This window comes from Blastococcus sp. TML/C7B (assembly GCF_016612845.1).
Lineage (GTDB): Bacteria > Actinomycetota > Actinomycetes > Mycobacteriales > Geodermatophilaceae > Blastococcus.
In genome coordinates, this window is the sequence record NZ_JAEOAA010000002.1 from 848,633 (window position 1) to 864,500 (window position 15,868).

At 75.0% G+C, this 15,868-nt stretch carries 12 protein-coding genes and 1 pseudogene; 6 read left to right on the forward strand and 7 right to left on the reverse strand.

What is annotated here, in order from left to right; translation table 11 throughout:
* Window positions 1–44: 44 nt before the first annotated feature.
* On the forward strand, window positions 45–953 hold the full coding sequence (locus tag JKP76_RS16985; RefSeq protein ID WP_200492032.1) for a TIGR01777 family oxidoreductase: 909 nt from the start codon (window positions 45–47) through the stop codon (window positions 951–953).
* Between the two features lie 10 nt (window positions 954–963).
* Here JKP76_RS16985 and JKP76_RS16990 read toward each other — a convergent pair whose 3' ends face one another.
* The gene (locus JKP76_RS16990) at window positions 964–2,568 is read right to left on the reverse strand and encodes a serine/threonine-protein kinase (protein WP_200492033.1); all 1,605 of its coding nucleotides are present in this window, start codon (window positions 2,566–2,568) and stop codon (window positions 964–966) included.
* An 84-nt stretch (window positions 2,569–2,652) separates the two neighbouring features.
* Between JKP76_RS16990 and JKP76_RS16995 the strand changes: the two genes are divergently transcribed.
* Both JKP76_RS16995 and lipB read left to right on the forward strand, forming a co-directional pair.
* A complete protein-coding gene (locus JKP76_RS16995; protein ID WP_309233029.1) occupies window positions 2,653–3,795 on the forward strand; it encodes an FAD-dependent oxidoreductase in 1,143 nt (380 codons plus the stop codon).
* A 94-nt stretch (window positions 3,796–3,889) separates the two neighbouring features.
* Window positions 3,890–4,549, forward strand: a complete 660-nt coding sequence (gene lipB, locus JKP76_RS17000) for a lipoyl(octanoyl) transferase LipB (RefSeq protein WP_200492034.1) — start codon at window positions 3,890–3,892, stop codon at window positions 4,547–4,549.
* A 9-nt stretch (window positions 4,550–4,558) separates the two neighbouring features.
* On the opposite strand, the gene JKP76_RS17005 is transcribed toward lipB, so the two are convergent.
* From JKP76_RS17005 to JKP76_RS17015, 3 genes and pseudogenes are all read right to left on the reverse strand, one after another.
* Window positions 4,559–5,587, reverse strand: a complete 1,029-nt coding sequence (locus JKP76_RS17005) for a GNAT family N-acetyltransferase (protein WP_200492035.1) — start codon at window positions 5,585–5,587, stop codon at window positions 4,559–4,561.
* Between the two features lie 32 nt (window positions 5,588–5,619).
* Window positions 5,620–8,536, reverse strand: a pseudogene (gene leuS, locus JKP76_RS22720) (leucine--tRNA ligase).
* A gap of 170 nt (window positions 8,537–8,706) precedes the next feature.
* Window positions 8,707–9,633 carry an LLM class F420-dependent oxidoreductase gene (locus JKP76_RS17015; RefSeq protein WP_200492036.1) on the reverse strand — a complete coding sequence of 309 codons (927 nt, stop codon included), beginning with the start codon at window positions 9,631–9,633 and terminating at the stop codon, window positions 8,707–8,709.
* Between the two features lie 116 nt (window positions 9,634–9,749).
* Between JKP76_RS17015 and JKP76_RS17020 the strand changes: the two genes are divergently transcribed.
* From JKP76_RS17020 to JKP76_RS17030, 3 genes are all read left to right on the forward strand, one after another.
* Window positions 9,750–10,898, forward strand: a complete 1,149-nt coding sequence (locus JKP76_RS17020) for a hypothetical protein (RefSeq protein WP_200492037.1) — start codon at window positions 9,750–9,752, stop codon at window positions 10,896–10,898.
* Between the two features lie 82 nt (window positions 10,899–10,980).
* On the forward strand, window positions 10,981–11,955 hold the full coding sequence (gene lipA, locus JKP76_RS17025; protein ID WP_200492038.1) for a lipoyl synthase: 975 nt from the start codon (window positions 10,981–10,983) through the stop codon (window positions 11,953–11,955).
* A gap of 25 nt (window positions 11,956–11,980) precedes the next feature.
* Window positions 11,981–12,742 carry a DUF4191 domain-containing protein gene (locus tag JKP76_RS17030; RefSeq protein WP_200492039.1) on the forward strand — a complete coding sequence of 254 codons (762 nt, stop codon included), beginning with the start codon at window positions 11,981–11,983 and terminating at the stop codon, window positions 12,740–12,742.
* 83 nt (window positions 12,743–12,825) lie between these two features.
* Here JKP76_RS17030 and JKP76_RS17035 read toward each other — a convergent pair whose 3' ends face one another.
* Genes JKP76_RS17035 through glnT form a run of 3 tightly spaced genes read right to left on the reverse strand, consistent with a single transcriptional unit; the run spans window position 12,826 to window position 15,784 of the window.
* Window positions 12,826–13,362 carry a GNAT family N-acetyltransferase gene (locus JKP76_RS17035; protein ID WP_200492040.1) on the reverse strand — a complete coding sequence of 179 codons (537 nt, stop codon included), beginning with the start codon at window positions 13,360–13,362 and terminating at the stop codon, window positions 12,826–12,828.
* A gap of 50 nt (window positions 13,363–13,412) precedes the next feature.
* Window positions 13,413–14,405, reverse strand: coding sequence for an alpha/beta fold hydrolase (locus JKP76_RS17040; RefSeq protein WP_200492041.1), 993 nt, complete (start codon window positions 14,403–14,405; stop codon window positions 13,413–13,415).
* Entirely contained in the window at window positions 14,405–15,784 is a 1,380-nt protein-coding gene (gene glnT / locus JKP76_RS17045; RefSeq protein ID WP_200492042.1) for a type III glutamate--ammonia ligase, read from the reverse strand. Before glnT ends, JKP76_RS17040 begins: the two co-directional genes overlap by 1 nt.
* Between the last annotated feature and the right edge of the window lie 84 nt (window positions 15,785–15,868).

Here is a 15,868-nt window from a genome sequence, read left to right on the forward strand (position 1 = left end):
GCCGGGGCCCTGATCGCGTCCGGGGGGACCGAAGGAGGTAGCTCGTGAAGATCGCCGTGGCCGGGGCCTCCGGCCTGATCGGTGGCGCCCTGGTGCCCGCCCTGCGCGCCGACGGTCACGAGGTGGTGCAGCTGGTCCGCCGCACCCCGCGCACGGCCGAGGAGCACCGCTGGGACCCCCAGCACCGGCGCATCGACCCCGCGTTGCTGCGCGACGTGAACGCGGTGATCAACCTCGCCGGGGCCCCGATCCGGCCGCGTCCCTGGACCCGTGGCTACCGGCACGAGCTGGTGAACAGCCGGCTGGACGCCACGGCCACCATCAGCCAGGCGCTGGCCGACGCCGTGGCCGAGGACCCCTCCCGCCCGCGGGTGCTGCTCAACGCCTCGGGCATCGGCTACTACGGCGACACCGGGCCGGCGGAGATCCGCGAGGACGCGCCGCCCGGGTCGGACTTCCTCGCCCAGCTGTGCGTCCGGTGGGAGGCCGCCACCGCCGCGGCCGCCGACGCCGGCGTGCGGGTCGTGCTGCTGCGGACCGGTCTGGTGCTCGGTCCCGACGCCATGCTCATCAAGGTCCTCGGGCTGGTGTTCCGGCTCGGGCTGGGCGGCCGGATGGGCTCCGGGAAGCAGTACTGGCCGTGGATCAGCCTGGACGACGAGATCGGCGCGATCCGGCACCTGCTCACCGCCGACGTCTCCGGGCCGGTCAACCTCGCCGCGCCCGCGCCGGTGACCAACGCCGAGTTCACCGAGGTGATGGGCCGGGTGCTCTCCCGGCCCACCCCGCTGCCGGTGCCCGCCTTCGCCGTGTCCACGGGGCTCGGGGAATTCGGCCGCGCCAGCGTCATCGGCGGGCAGCGGGCGGTGCCCGCGAGGCTGCTCGAGTCCGGCTACGTGTTCGCCGACACCGACCTGGACAAGACCCTCCGCACGGCGCTCGGGAAGGGCTGAGCCGCATCGCTCAGCCCAGCCGCTCGGCGCGCTCGATCCGCCAGCCGTCAGCGGTCCGGACCAGCACGACGCGTGCCGGTGCCGGCGGCCGCGCCGGTGCGGTGCGCAACGCCGGCCCGTCGGGGCGCTCCGCCGCGACCACCTCGTAGCCGGGCCAGCCGTCGGTGAGCCGCAGCTCCGCCCGGTCGGGCGTCAGCGTCCCGACCACGACGTCGGCGACCGTCGGCGCGAAGCCGCGCAGCCGCTCCCCCGCCGCGTCCAGCGCCCGGGCGTGCTCGGCGTCGGCGGCGGCCTGCGGGCTGCCGTCGACCCAGACGCCGGCCAGCGGCTCCACCTCGGCCGAGGTGAACGCCTCCGCCCGCACCGCGTACAGGCGCTCGACCAGCGCCGCCCAGTCCGCGGCGGTGACCGGGTCGGCGGGAAGCGGCTCGGCGGGCGCGGGCTCGGGCGCGGGCTCGGGCTCGGCCGGCGGCGACTGGGCAGGGACCGACGCCTCAGGTGCCGGCCCGGCCGGTGCGGTGGCGGCCGCCACCGCCGTCCCCGGCCCGGCTTCCCCGCTCCCCCAGCGGACGACCAGCCAGCCGGTGAGCGCGACGGCGAGGACGAGCACCGCGGCACCGGCAGCAGCCCGCCGCGGCCGGGCCGGCCAGAGGTCACCGAGCAGTGCGCGCCACCGCGCGAACCGGCCGGCCGGCGGGACGACGACCGGCGCCGGGCGGGGCGTCCGGCCCGGCACGACGTGCGTGAGCTCGGCCTGCGGCGCCGCATCGCGCCGCGCCGCAGCGGCCGCCGTGAGCGCCACCGGTTGCGGCCGGCAGGCGTGCCGGAGGTCGAGGGCGAACGCGGCGGCCGAGCCCCGCTCGTGGGGATCGGCCGCCAGCCCCCGGCGGACCACCTCCAGGAGCGCGGGCGGGGCCTCGGGTGCCAGCTCGGCGAGGTCGGGCAGCTGCCCGTGCGCGGCGACGGCCAGCGTGTCGCCGGGGGTGGCCGCGTTCCACGGCGCGATGCCGGTGAGGGCGTGGAACGCGGCGGCCGCCACGCCGAACACGTCCGACGCCGGGCCGGGTGCCGCGCCGCGGGCCACCGCCGGGTCGACGTAGGCGGGGGTGACCGCCGCGGCCGCCGTCTCGCCGAGGATGCGCGCGACACCCAGGTCGGTGAGGACCGGCCGGCCCTCCGCGGTGAAGACGACGTTGCCCGGCGACAGGTCGCCGTGGACGACGCCGTGGGAGTGCACGTGCGCCAGCGCGGCGGCGACCGGCGCGCACACCGTCACCACCTCCCCCGCGTCGAGCCGGCCGCGCGCGGCCAGCAGGTCGGCGAGGCTGCCCCCCTCGAGCAGGTCGAGGACCAGGGCGACCCGGGGCGCGCCCCCTCGCCGCGGCTGGTGCACCACCTCGACCAGCCGCACCAGGTGCGGGTGGTCCAGCTCGCCCAGCAGCGCGGCCTCGCGCGCCTGCCGCTGCGGATCGCCCTCGACCAGCACCTTGACCGCCACCGACGGTCCGCCGCGGCGGGGCGCGGCGCGCCACACCTCGCCGGTGCTGCCGCGGCCCAGCAGCTCCTCGCAGGTGTAGCCGGGGACCACGGGTGGCGCGGGGACGGGTGCGGGCATGCCCAGGGACCGTAGGCGTTCCGGCGCCCTCGCCGTTCCCGTCGTCCACAGGTGGACGGGCGCTCCGCTGGCTAGGTTGGGGCGGTGACGGTGCCGGCGCGTGCGGAGGTCGTGGTCGTCGGTGCCGGGTTGGCCGGGCTCGCCGCGGCCACCCGGCTGGCCGCGGCCGGGTGCGACGTGCACGTCGTCGAGGCCGCGGAGCACGCCGGCGGCCGGCTGACGACCGAGCGGATCGACGGGTTCGTCGTCGACCGCGGCTTCCAGGTGCTCAACACCGGCTACCCGCGGGTGGCCGACCTCGACCTGCCGTCGCTGGACCTCGGCTGGTTCCTCACCGGCGCGCGGGTGTGGGTCGACGGCCGGGCGCACGCCGTCGTCGACCCGCGTAGCCGGCCCGCGGCCCTGCCGGCGACGGCGACCGCCCCGATCGGCTCGCTGCGGGAGAAGGCGGCGCTGGCCGCGTTCTCGCTGCGCGCGGGCTACCTCCCCGTGCCGCGGCTGCTCGCCGCGCCGGAACGCACCGCCGCCGAGGCGCTGCAGCGGGCCGGCCTGGGCTGTGCGGTGCTCGAGCGCTTCCTCCGCCCCTTCCTCGCCGGCGTCCTGCTCGAGGACCGGCTGGACACCTCGAGCCGCTACCTGGACCTGCTGTGGCGCAGCTTCGTGCGCGGCCGCATCGGGCTGCCCGCCCGCGGGATGCAGTCGGTGGGCGAGCAGCTGGCCGGACGGCTGCCGGCGGGGGCGCTGCACCTGGGCTGCCCGGTCACCGCCGTCCGGAGCGGGGCCGTCGACACCGCGGCCGGGCCGATCGCCGCGGTACGCCGTCGTCGTCGCCACCGACCCGACGGCGGCCGCGGGCCTGCTGCCGGGCGTGACCGCCTCGGCTCCACGCCAGGTCACCACGCACCTGCACGTGCTGCCCGCCTCGCCGTGGGACGAGCCGCTGCTGGTCCTCGGCCGGCCCGGCGGGCAGCTGGTGAACAGCGTCGTCCTCACCGACGCCCAGCCGCGGTACGCCCCGGACGGCCGCGCCCTGGTGGCCAGCTCCACGCTCGCCCCCACCCGGGAGGCCGACGTCCGCGGGGAGGTCGCGCAGGCGCACGGGGTCGCCGCCGCCGACCTGGACCACCTGACCAGCGTGACCGTGCCGCACGCGCAGCCGGCCGCCGTGCCGCCGCTGGACCTGCGGCGCGCGGTCGACCTGGGCGACGGCGTGTTCGTCTGCGGTGACCACCGGGACACCCCCTCCATCCAGGGCGCCCTGGCGAGCGGCGCCCGTGCCGCGCGGGCGGTGCTGCGCCGGCTGCGGGCCTAGGCTGGGCCCGTGACCGAGCTCCAGGTGATCCGGGCGGGCGTCGTCCCGTACGAGCAGGCGTGGGAGATGCAGCGCGAGGTGCACGCGCGGCGGGTGGCCGGCGAGGGCCCGGACACGCTGCTGCTGCTGGAGCACCCGTCGGTCTACACCGCCGGCAAGCGCACCGAGGCCCACGAGCGCCCGGCCGACGGCACTCCCGTGGTCGACGTCGACCGGGGCGGCAAGATCACCTGGCACGGCCCCGGGCAGCTGGTCGGCTACCCGATCGTGGCGCTGCCCGACCCGGTGGACGTGGTCGCCTACGTCCGCCGGCTGGAGGGCGCGCTCATCGACGTCTGCGCCGGGTTCGGCGTGACCGCCGGCCGCGTGGAGGGCCGCAGCGGCGTCTGGCTACCCGCCGACGAGCCCGGCCAGGGCTACCGGCCGGAGCGCAAGGTGGCGGCCATCGGCATCCGGGTCGCGCGCGGGGTCACCATGCACGGCTTCGCACTCAACTGCGATCCCGACCTGGGTGCGTTCGGGGCGATCGTGCCGTGCGGCATCCCCGACGCCGGTGTCACCTCGCTGTCGGCCGAGCTGGGCCGCGACGTGACGGTGGCCGCGGCGCTCGACCCGGTCGAGGCAGCGATGCGGGCCGTGCTGGCCGGCGTGCCCGCGTCCGCCGCCTGACCTCCCCGGTCACGGCGCGCCCAGCACGTCACGGCGCAGCGACCACATCGAGAGCTGCCCGGCGGGGACGAAGCCGAGCGACTCGTTGACCGCGACCATCGGCGCGTTGCCCTCGAGGTTGTAGGTGCTGATCCGCCGCGTGCCCGGGAACGCCGTCGCGTGGTCGCGGAGCACTGCCGCCTTGACCAGCGCGCCGAGCCGGTGGCCGCGGTGCTCGCGTAGCACCAGCGTGGCCCCCTGCCGGGCGTGCTCGACCCGGCCGAGCGAGACGTGCAGGTCGGTGAAGGCGACCAGCCGGCCGTCGCGCACCGCCCCGGCGGAGAGCACCGCGCGGCCGCGGGCCACGTTGAGCTCCTCGGTCTCCCGGATCCGCGCGGCGTCCCAGCGCTCCTCCTCCACGGGCAGTTCGCCGTGCGGGGCGTCGGTGCTCATCCGCTCCTCGAGCAGCGCCCGGTCGGCCAGCAGCGCGTCGGGGACGTGGTCCCGCCAGGTGACCACCTCGTAGCCGCGCGAAGCCTGCCACGCCTCCGCCTCCACCGCGGCCAGCCGGCCCTCGTCGGCCGGGAGGACCAGGTCACGGCGGGTCTCCAGCAGGGCGCAGGTCCAGCCGGCCCGCTGCGCGAACAGCCGGCCGGGTGCGTCCGGACCGGGCTCGTCCACCTCGGTGATCAGCTCGGTGCGGCCCGCGTCGGCGGCCAGCGCGAGCGCCTCGGCGAGCAGCGCCCGGCCCACGCCGCGGCGGCGGTGGTCCGGGTGCACGGCCAGGTCGACGAAGGTCACCGTGGTGTTGTCCCGCACCGGGTGGATGAGCCGCAGCGCGCCGACGACGTCGTCCCCCAGGACGGCGGCGCGGTGCGTGCCGTCCTTCGACGTCCCGGGCTCGGCCAGCTGCCGGCCCAGGACCACGTGCTCGCTGACCGGGCGGGGCGCCTCGTCCGGGCGGTCGGCGAGCTCGGCCGCCGCCCACACCGCGCACCACGCGGGGAAGGCGGCGTCGCCGGGCCCGACCTCGACCAGGCGGACGGGAGAGGTGCTCACCCGACCGTTCTACCGGCCCCGACAACCGCTTTTCAGCCGAGGACGAAGTTGACCAGCCGGCCGGGGACGGCGACGACGCGGCGGATCGTCGCGCCCTCGAGGTGGCCGGCGATCTTCTCGTCGGCGCGGGCGGCGGCCTCCAGCGCGGCGGCGTCGGCGTCGGCCGGCACGGTCACCTGCGACCGGACCTTGCCGTTGACCTGGACGGCGACCTGCACGGTGTCCTCGACCAGCCAGCGCGGGTCGGCGGTCGGGAACGGCGCCCAGGCCACCGAGCCCTCGCCGCCGAGCCGCGACCACAGCTCCTCGCCCAGGTGCGGGGCCAGCGGCGCCACCATGAGCACCAGCTGCTCGGCCACCGACCGCGGCACCGGCGACGACGCGCCGTAGGCCTGGGTGAGGTGGTTGGTCAGCTCGGTGATCCGGGCGATCGCGATGTTGAACCGCAGCGTCGCGTAGCCGTCGCGCACGCCGTCGATCGCCTTGTGCAGCGCGCGCAGCGTCTCCTCCGCGGGCTCCACGTCGGCGGTGGCCCGGACGGCGCCGGAGACCTCGTCGACGACGACCCGCCAGATCCGCTGCAGCAGCCGCTGCGAGCCGACCACGGCCTTGGTCTCCCACGGCCGCGACTGCTCCAGCGGGCCGGTGGACATCTCGTAGACGCGGAAGGTGTCGGCGCCGTACGCGCCGATCATCTCGTCCGGCGTGACCATGTTCTTGAGGCTCTTGCCGATCTTCCCGTACTCGCGGTTGACCGGCTTGCCCTCGTACAGGAACTGGCCGTCCTTCTCCACGACCTCGGCGGCGGGCACGTAGAAGCCCCGCTCGTCGGTGTAGGCGTAGGCGGAGATGTAGCCCTGGTTCACCAGCCGGCGGAACGGCTCCTCGCTGGACACGTGGCCGAGGTCGTGCAGCACCTTGTGCCAGAAGCGGGCGTACAGCAGGTGCAGCACCGCGTGCTCGACGCCGCCGACGTACAGGTCGACGCCGCCGGTGTCGCCCTCGGAGCGCGGGCCCATCCAGTACCGCTCCAGCTCGGGGTCGACCATGCGCTCGTCGTCGCCCGGGTCCAGGTAGCGCAGGTAGTACCAGCACGACCCGGCCCAGTTGGGCATCGTGTTGGTCTCGCGGCGGTACTTCTTCAGGCCCTCGCCCAGGTCCAGCTCGACCGTCGTCCAGTCGGTGGCGCGGGACAGCGGCGGCTCGGGGGCGGAGTCGGCGTCGTCGTCGGCGAACGTCTTGGGCGAGTAGTCGTCGACCTCGGGCAGCAGCACCGGCAGCATCGACGTCGGGACGGCGACCGGGCGGTCGTCCTCGTCGTAGACGATCGGGAACGGCTCGCCCCAGTAGCGCTGCCGGCTGAACAGCCAGTCCCGCAGTTTGTACGTGGTGGTGGCCTCGCCGGCGCCACGGGCCACCAGCCAGGCGGTGATCCGCTCGATCGCCTCGGTCTTCTCCAACCCGTCGAGCGAGATCTCGTCGTTCGCCGAGTTGATCATCGGTCCGGCGCCGGTGTACGCGCCGCCCTCGAAGCCGGCCGGCGGCTGCACGGTGCGGACGACGGGCAGCCCGAAGGTCTCGGCGAACTCGAAGTCGCGGGTGTCCTCGCCGGGCACCGCCATGATCGCGCCGGTGCCGTAGCCGGTGAGCACGTAGTCGGCGATGAACACCGGCAGCTCGCGGCCGTTCACCGGGTTGACCGCGTGTACGCCCAGCCAGACGCCGGTCTTCTCGCGCCCGGCGTCCTGGCGGTCCAGCTCGGAACGGCGGGAGGCCTGCCGCTGGTACTCGCGCATCGGCTTCGGCCGGGGTGGCCGCGCCACCGGTCCACCGCGGGTCGGTGCCGTCGGGCCACGCGCCCGCAGTGAGGGCCTCGACCAGCGGGTGCTCGGGCGCCAGCACCACGTAGGTCGCGCCGAACAGCGTGTCCGGCCGGGTGGTGAAGACCTCGATGGTCTCGCCCGAGGCCGTGTCGCCCCCACCCGCCCCACCGGCGAACCGGATCCTCGCCCCGGTCGAGCGGCCGATCCAGTTGCGCTGCATCAGCTTCAGCGACTCCGACCAGTCCAGCCGGTCCAGGTCGGCCAGCAACCGGTCGGCGTAGGCGGTGATCCGCATCATCCACTGCTTGAGGGGGCGCCGGAACACCGGGAAGTTGCCGCGCTCGGAGCGCCCGTCGGCGGTGACCTCCTCGTTGGAGAGCACGGTGCCCAGGCCGGGGCACCAGTTCACCGGGGCCTCGTTCAGGTAGGCCAGCCGGTGGCCGTCGACGACGACCTTCTTCTCGCGCGCGTCCAGCTCCGCCCACGGGCGGCCGGTCGGGTTGGTGCCGGCGGCGGGCTCCCGGGTGCCGGCGTCGAGCTCGGCGACCAGATCCTCGATCGGGCGGGCCTTGCCGGCGTCCTCATCGAACCAGGACCCGAAGATCTGCAGGAAGATCCACTGGGTCCACTTGTAGTAGCCCGGGTCGATCGTGGCGAAGGTGCGCCGCTGGTCGTGGTCCACGCCCAGCCGCCGCAGCTGCGCGCTGATCGCGGCGATGTTGGCCTCGGTGGTGACCCGGGGGTGCTGCCCGGTCTGCACGGCGTACTGCTCGGCGGGCAGGCCGAAGGCGTCGTAGCCCATCGGGTGCAGCACGTTGTCGCCGTCCATCCGGCGGAACCGGCTGGTGACGTCGGTGCCCAGGTAGCCCAGCGGGTGTCCGACGTGCAGGCCCGCGCCCGAGGGGTACGGGAACATGTCCATCGCGAAGAACTTCGGGCGATCGGCGACCCGCTCGAAGCCCTCGCTCAGCCGGCCGGTGGGGTTGGGCGTGTGGAAGGTGCCCTCGGCCTCCCAGCGGTCCTGCCACGAGAGCTCGATCTGCTGGGCCAGCGCGGGCGTGTAGCGGTGCGGGGGGATGTCCCCCGCCGCCTGCTCGACGTTGGGCTGGTCGGCCGTCTGGCTCATCGTTCGTGCTCCTGGTCTCGTTCGCCGACGGGCATGAAAAAGCCCCTCACGCAGGAGGGGCCGCCGTGCTGTCCGCTGTCGTCAGATCAGCACGGCAGGGGAAGCAGGAGCCCGCCGGTCACGGCGCCGATGCTACCGCGCGGCCCCTGCCTCGAAGCGGAGCGCCGGACTCAGAGCTGCGGCGCGACCTCCGAGGCCACCAGGTCCAAGTGGTCGAGGTCGGCCAGGTCGAGCACCTGCAGGTAGACCCGCTGGGCGCCCGCCTCGGCGTAGCGGCCCAGGACGTCGACCGCCTCGGCGGGTGTCCCGGCCACGCCGTGGGCCCGCAGCTCGTCGACCTCGCGCCCGATCGCGGCCGCCCGGCGGGCGATCTCCGCCTCGTCCTTCCCCACGCACAGCACGAGGGCCGAGCTGCACACCAGGGACGACGGGTCGCGGCCGGCCTCGTCGCAGGCCTCCCGCACGCCGCCGAACAGCCGCGCGTTGTCCTCGGCCGACATGAACGGCACGTTGAACTCGGCGGCGTAGCGCGCGGCCAGCCGGGGCGTGCGCTTCTTCCCGCCGCCGCCGACGAGGATCGGGATGCCGCCGTCCTGCACCGGCTTGGGCAGCGCCGGCGAGCCGCTCACCCGGTAGTGCTGACCGGTGAAGTCGAACGTCTCCCCCGGCGGGGTGCCCCACAGCCCGCTGATGATCGCCAGCTGCTCCTCGAACCGGTCGAACCGCTCGCCCAGCGACGGGAACGGGATGCCGTAGGCGGTGTGCTCGCGCTCGAACCAGCCCGCGCCGATGCCCAGCTCCACGCGGCCACCGCTCATCTGGTCGACCTGCGCCACGGAGATCGCCAGCGGCCCGGGCAGCCGGAAGGTGCCCGCCGTCATGAGCGTGCCGAGCCGGATGCGGCTGGTCTCGCGGGCCAGCCCGGCGAGGGTCAGCCACGCATCGGTCGGACCGGGGAGCCCGTCCCCACCCATGGTCAGGTAGTGGTCGGACCGGAAGAAGGCGTCGAAACCGGTCTCCTCGGTGCGCCGCGCCACGGCGAGCAGGTCGTCGTAGGTGGCGCCCATCTGCGGTTCGGTGAAGATGCGGAGCTGCACGGTGCGACGCTAGCCACACCCGCCGTGCTCCGCGCCCCCACCTCGCCGCTGGGGGTGTGCGCAGCGGCCCGACCGGGCAGGATGATCGCCAAGCGATCAACTCGGAGGTGCAGCTCGTGTTCCGCAAGAAGACGCGCGGTCAGGTCATCGGCGCCGAACTGCAGGAGGGCTTCACCCACCTCGGTGTGGCGGCCACCCAGGCAGGCCGGCTCGCCGCAGAGCAGGTGAGCCCCCGGGTGGCGGCTGCCCGCGAGGCCGCCGCACCCGCATACGAGGCGGCCCGCGAGGCCGTCGTCCCCAAGGTGGCGGCCGCGGTCGCCGCCGCCGCCCCGGCCGTGGCCACCGCCCGTGACACCCTCGCGCCCAGGGTCGAGGCCGCCCGCACCGCGCTGGCCCCGCGGCTCGACGCCGCCCAGGCGGCCGCCGCGAAGGCCGCCGCCGACCTCGCACCCCGGGTGGAGGCGGCCCGCGAGGCCGCCGCGCCCCGGGTCGCCTCGGCGGTGAGCGCCGCCCAGGTCGCCGCGGCCAGGGCCGCCGCCGACCTCGCCCCCCGCGTCGAGGCGGCGCAGAAGACGCTCAAGGACGACGTCGTCCCGCGGCTCGAGGCCGCCCAGGTCGCCGCACTCGCCTACGCCACCCCCAAGGTGGCCGCGGCCCGCGGTGCGGTGGCCCCGGCTCTGGAGAGCGCCCGCGAGACGCTGGTCGCCGGCGTGGACAGCGCGCGCAGCGAGCTCGACGCACGCCGGGCCGAGCTCGCCGCCGCGGCGGAGTCCTCCGGCCGCAAGGCGCGCAAGGTCGCGAAGAAGGCCCGCAAGAACGCCGGACGCAAGCACCGCGAGTTCGAGAAGGCCGCGCTCGCCACCGCGAAGACGGTCAAGCGGAAGGCCGGCGTCGAGCCCGAGCCGCGCCGCCGCTGGACCTGGGTGTTCGGCGCGCTCCTGCTGGGTACCGCGGCCTTCGTCGCCCTCCGCCGCAGGAAGGACGACGACTGGACCCCCGCGCCCGCCGGCGACGGCCCGGTTCCCAGCTACCGAGAGGACCCCGTGCCCAGCTCCGAGAACTCCGGCAAGACCGTCTCCACCGCCGACCAGTCCGGCGACGCCTCCCCGAACGAGTCCGACATGGGCGTCCGGGACGCGCAGCTCGTGGACGGCGACGGCCCCGACGACGAGACCGTCAACGGCACCGACGCGCCGCAGCCCTTCACCAGCGGCGGCAACGCCGACGAGGGCCCGACCGCCGGTCCGCAGGGCAACCCCGTCTGACCTGCCCGTCCGTGCTCCACGTCGCAGCCCCCGTCGCCTCCGCGACGGGGGCTGCGGCCTTTCCCGGCGTACGGTGGGGATCATGAGCGAGACGGCGCCCCCGGTCCCCGCCCAGGACTCCACCACCGCGCCGGCCGGCCGCAAGCTGCTGCGGCTCGAGGTCCGCAACAGCCAGGTGCCGATCGAGCGCAAGCCCGAGTGGATCAAGACCCGGCTGAAGACCGGCCCGGAATACACCGAGCTGAAGTCGCTGGTCCGCCGCGAGGGCCTGCACACGGTGTGCGAGGAGGCGGGCTGCCCCAACATCTACGAGTGCTGGGAGGACCGCGAGGCCACCTTCCTCATCGGTGGCGACCAGTGCACCCGGCGTTGCGACTTCTGCCAGATCGACACGGGCAAGCCCGCGGACTTCGACGCCGACGAGCCCCGCCGGGTCGCCGAGAGCGTCGCCACCATGGGCCTGAGGTACGCCACGGTCACCGGCGTCGCCCGCGACGACCTGCCCGACGGCGGCGCGTGGCTGTACGCCGAGACCGTCCGCCAGATCCACGCCCAGCTCCCCGGCTGCGGCGTCGAGCTGCTCATCCCCGACTTCAACGCCGACCCGGCGCAGCTGGCCGAGGTCTTCTCCTCCCGCCCCGAGGTGCTCGCGCACAACGTCGAGACGGTGCCGCGGATCTTCAAGCGCATCCGCCCGGGCTTCCGCTTCGAGCGGTCGCTCGCCGTCATCACCGCGGCCCGCGAGGCCGGCCTGGTGACCAAGTCCAACCTCATCCTCGGCATGGGCGAGGAGCCCGAGGAGGTCGTGGAGACGATGCAGGCGCTGCACGACGCCGGGTGCGACCTGCTCACGATCACCCAGTACCTCCGCCCGTCGCCGCGGCACCACCCCGTCGTCCGCTGGGTCAAGCCCGACGAGTTCGTGCAGTTGCAGGCCGACGCCGAGGCGATCGGCTTCCCGGGCGTGCTCGCCGGCCCGCTGGTGCGCAGCTCGTACCGCGCCGGGCGGCTCTACCAGCAGGCCGTGGCCGCCCGCGGGCTCGCTCCCCAGGTCTGATCTCCCCGGCCCCTATCCTGGGGGCATGGCACGCAGCAAGCCCTCGTCCGGTTCGACCGCCGCCACGGCGCCGAAGCTGGACAAGAAGGGCAACCCCAAGGTCGGCCGGCTGAAGAAGCTCGGCACGAACGCCCGCATGATCAAGCAGGCGTACTCGATGACCGCGAAGAACGACCCGAAGCTGCCGTGGATCCTGCTCATCACCTTCGTGGCGGTCGGCGCCGTCATCGAGCTGATCGGCATCCTGATCGGCCTGCCGTTGGTCTTCATCCCGCTGGCCGTGCTCTTCGGCCTGCTCGCCGCGCTCATCGTCTTCGGCCGGCGCGCGCAGGGGTCGGCGTACCGCCAGGTGGAGGGCCAGCCCGGCGCTGCCGCCTGGGTGCTCGAGGGCCTGCGCGGTGACTGGCGGGTGACCTCCGGCGTCGCCGGGACCACGCAGCTGGACGCCGTCCACCGCGTGCTGGGCCGGCCCGGGGTGATCCTGGTCGCCGAGGGCTCCCCCGCCCGCGTGCGCAACCTGCTCGCGCAGGAGAAGAAGAAGGTCGCGCGCCTCGTCGGCGACACCCCGATCTACGACATCCTCGTCGGCGACGGGGAGGGTCAGGTGCCGCTGCCGAAGCTCAGCGCCCACGTCATGAAGCTGCCGCGCAACCTCAGCGCCGGCGAGCTCAACACCCTCGGCCGCCGGCTGAGCGCGCTCGGCGGCCCGAAGATGCCCGTGCCCGGCGGTCCGCTGCCCGGCGGCCGGCAGATGTCGATCAGCCAGCGCCAGGTGCGCCGCCGCTGATCCATTCGCTCCCGCAGGAGGCCCCGTCCGGTTCCGGACGGGGCCTCCTGCGTGTTCGGGGCCCCGCGTTCAGGGCCCCGCGTTCAGAGCCGGTCGAAGGGGGCCGCGTAGCGGAAGGCACCCCCGACCGTCGCCGAACCACCGAGCAGCCGGGCCTGGAAGTAGCCGCCCCACGCCGGCTCCGGCGCGGTGACGCCGAACTCCGCGGCCGGCCGGAAGCCGAACCGGCGGTAGTAGGCCGGCTCGCCCAGCAGCGCGACCAGCTGTTCCCCCGCGGCCTCCGCGACGGCGAGCAGGGCGTGCACCAGCACGGTGCCGACACCGCGCCCCTGCATCCCCGGCAGCACCCCGAGCGGGCCGAGCCCGAGAGCCGGCGCGTCGCCGGGGTCCAGGTGCCCACGGGTGGCGATCACGTGCCCGACGACGACGCCGTCCACCTCGGCGACGAGCGAGAGCGCGGGCAGGAAGCCGGTGTCGAGGCGGAGCTCGTCGACCAGCCCCGGCTCGACGACGTCGGCCGGGGCGCGGTCCGCCCCCGTGGCCGGGTCCCGGGCGAAGGCGGCGCGGTGCACCGCGCGGACGGCGTCGGCGTCGGCGGGCAGCTCGCGGCGGACGATCACGCCCGGCAGTCTGCGGCCGGCCGCACCGCCGGTCCACCGCATTCCCGAGGTCAGCCGGCGAGCAGGTCCCGCACCGCCCGGGCGATCTCCGCGGTCTCCGCCGCCCGGACGCCCGGGCGACCGGCCACGTGCCCCAGGTCCGAGCGCAGCGGCCGCAGTTCCGCCCCCGGTACGAGCGATGCCTCCACCTCCGCGTCGGCGAGGGTGAAGTACGCGTCGGTGGTCGACGGCAGCACGATCGTGCGCGCCCGCACCGAGCGCAGCGCGGCGTCGTACCCGCCGGGCCGGTCCCGGCCGACGTCCCCGCTGAGCCAGGTGGCCATCATCGCCAGCAGGTCGTTGGCGTCCATGGCGGCGTGGTCGTCGGCCCAGCCGTCCAGGACCGACTGCACGGTCGGGTAGCCCAGCTCCCGGTGGGTGCCCGCGGCGAAGAACTCCCGCGAGTAGGCCCAGCCGGCGTACACCCGGCCGAACGCCGCCAGCCCGGCCCGCGGGGGTGCGGCGTACCGCCCGCCGCGGAACTCGGGGTCGGCCAGCAGCGCCGCCCGCACCCCCTCGAGGAAGACCGCGTTGTGCGGGGAGCAGCGGGCTGCGCCGCAGATCGGGAGCAGCGCGTCGACGTCGTCCGGGTGCGTGACCGCCCACTCGTAGGCCTGCATCGCCCCCATCGACCACCCGACGACCAGCCGCAGCCGGCCGACCCCGAGCGCGTCGAGGAGCAGCCGCTGGGCCCGCACCTGGTCGCGCACCGTCACCAGCGGGAAGTCCGGCCCCGCCACCTCCGGCGGGGCGTTCGACGGCGAGGTCGAGACGCCGTTGCCGAGCATGTCCACCGCGACGACGAACAGCTCGTCGGTGTCCAGCACCCCGCCCGGGCCGATCCAGGGCGCGTAGCTGGCCGAGGTGCCGGTGTAGTAGCTGGGCACCAGGACGGCGTTGCCGCCGTCCGGCGCCAGCGTGCCGTGGGTGGTGTAGCCGAGCCGGGCCGGCAGGTCCGCGCCGGACTCCAGCGCGAACCTGCCGAGGTCGAACGACGCGGCCATCAGAAGAACTTCAGGTAGCGCTCCGTCTCCCAGGCGGAGATGTGCGACTGGTAGGACTCCCACTCGCCACGCTTGTAATCGATGAACGAGTCGTAGAGCGCCGGGCCGAACACCTCGCGGGACAGCGCGTCGGCCTCGAAGGCGTCGATCGCGCCGGAGAGGTCGCGGGGCAGCAGGTCGATGCCCAGCTCGGCGATCTGGGCGTCGGTGTACTCGTACATGTTCTCGCGGTGCGGCGCGCCCGGGTCCAGGTGCTCCCGGACCCCCTCGAGCCCGGCGGCGAGGATCATCGCCGCGCCCAGGTAGGGGTTGCAGGAGATGTCGGCGGCGCGGCACTCGACCCGGCCGCCGGCCAGCGGGATGCGCACCATGTTCGTGCGGTTGTTGTCGCCGTAGCTGACGAACACCGGTGCCCAGGTGGAGCCGGACATCGAGCCCTTGCGGACCAGCCGCTTGTAGCTGTTGACCGTCGGCGCGATGACCGCGCTGATGGCCTTGGCGTGCCGCAGGATCCCGGCGATGAACGCGTAGCCGAGCTCGGTGACCCCGGCGCCCTTGGGGTCCTCGCCCTCCGCGAACAGGTTGACGCCGGTGGTGACGTCGGCCAGCGACATGTTGAAGTGCGCGCCGGACCCGGTCCGGTCGGCGAACGGCTTGGCCATGAACGAGGCGAAGTAGCCGTGCTTGCGGGCGATCTCGCCGGCCATCATGCGGAAGAAGCTGACCCGGTCGGCGGAGGTGAGCGCGTCGGCGTAGCCGAAGTCGATCTCGAACTGGCCGCGGGCGTCCTCGTGGTCGAAGGAGTAGACGCCCCAGCCCAGCTCGTCCATCGCCTCGACCAGCTCGGTGAGCCAGCCGAAGTTGTCCAGCGTCGTCGTCAGGTCGTAGCAGGGCTTGGCCGCAGTGTCCCGGTCGGAGACCTCCTCGGGGCCGTCCGCGCCGTCCTTGAGGACGAAGAACTCGGTCTCGATGCCGAGGTTGAAGGTGAACCCGAGCTCGGCGGCGGCGGCGATCTGGCGCTGCAGGATCCAGCGGGCCCCGGCCTCGAACGGCTCGCCCCCGGTGTAGAGGGTGGACGGGAAGTAGGCGACGTCGCGCTTCCACGGCAGCTGGAAGCCGCGCGCCAGGTCCGGGTGCGCCGAGACCTCCTCGTCGTTGATGTGCTGCGGGACGCCGTCCAGCGCCGCGCCGGTGAACAGCTCGGAGCCCGCCGCCATGTTCCCGAGGTGGGCCAGCGGCACGACCTTGCCCTTGAGCCGGCCGTGCAGGTCGCTGAAGCCGGCCAGGGCGTACCGGACGCCGGCGGCCTCCAGCCGGGCGCGGACCGCCTCGACGTCCTGCGCGTCGCGCTGCGTGCTGGTGCCGGTGGTGATGGTCATGGTTCCTCCTGGCGGGGCTTTCGATGTCATGTCGAAAGGTGCCGTCCGCGCATTCCGATGCCGCATCGAAACGGTGTCGGTCGT

Excerpts from the sequence above, each read along its gene's own strand:
- JKP76_RS16990 (WP_200492033.1), bottom strand. The coding sequence starts at position 2,568 with ATGCCCGCACCCGTCCCCGCGCCACCCGTGGTCCCCGGCTACACCTGC.
- lipA (WP_200492038.1), top strand. The coding sequence starts at position 10,981 with ATGAGCGAGACGGCGCCCCCGGTCCCCGCCCAGGACTCCACCACCGCG.
- JKP76_RS17030 (WP_200492039.1), top strand. The coding sequence starts at position 11,981 with ATGGCACGCAGCAAGCCCTCGTCCGGTTCGACCGCCGCCACGGCGCCG.
- JKP76_RS17040 (WP_200492041.1), bottom strand. The coding sequence starts at position 14,405 with ATGGCCGCGTCGTTCGACCTCGGCAGGTTCGCGCTGGAGTCCGGCGCG.
- glnT (WP_200492042.1), bottom strand. The coding sequence starts at position 15,784 with ATGACCATCACCACCGGCACCAGCACGCAGCGCGACGCGCAGGACGTC.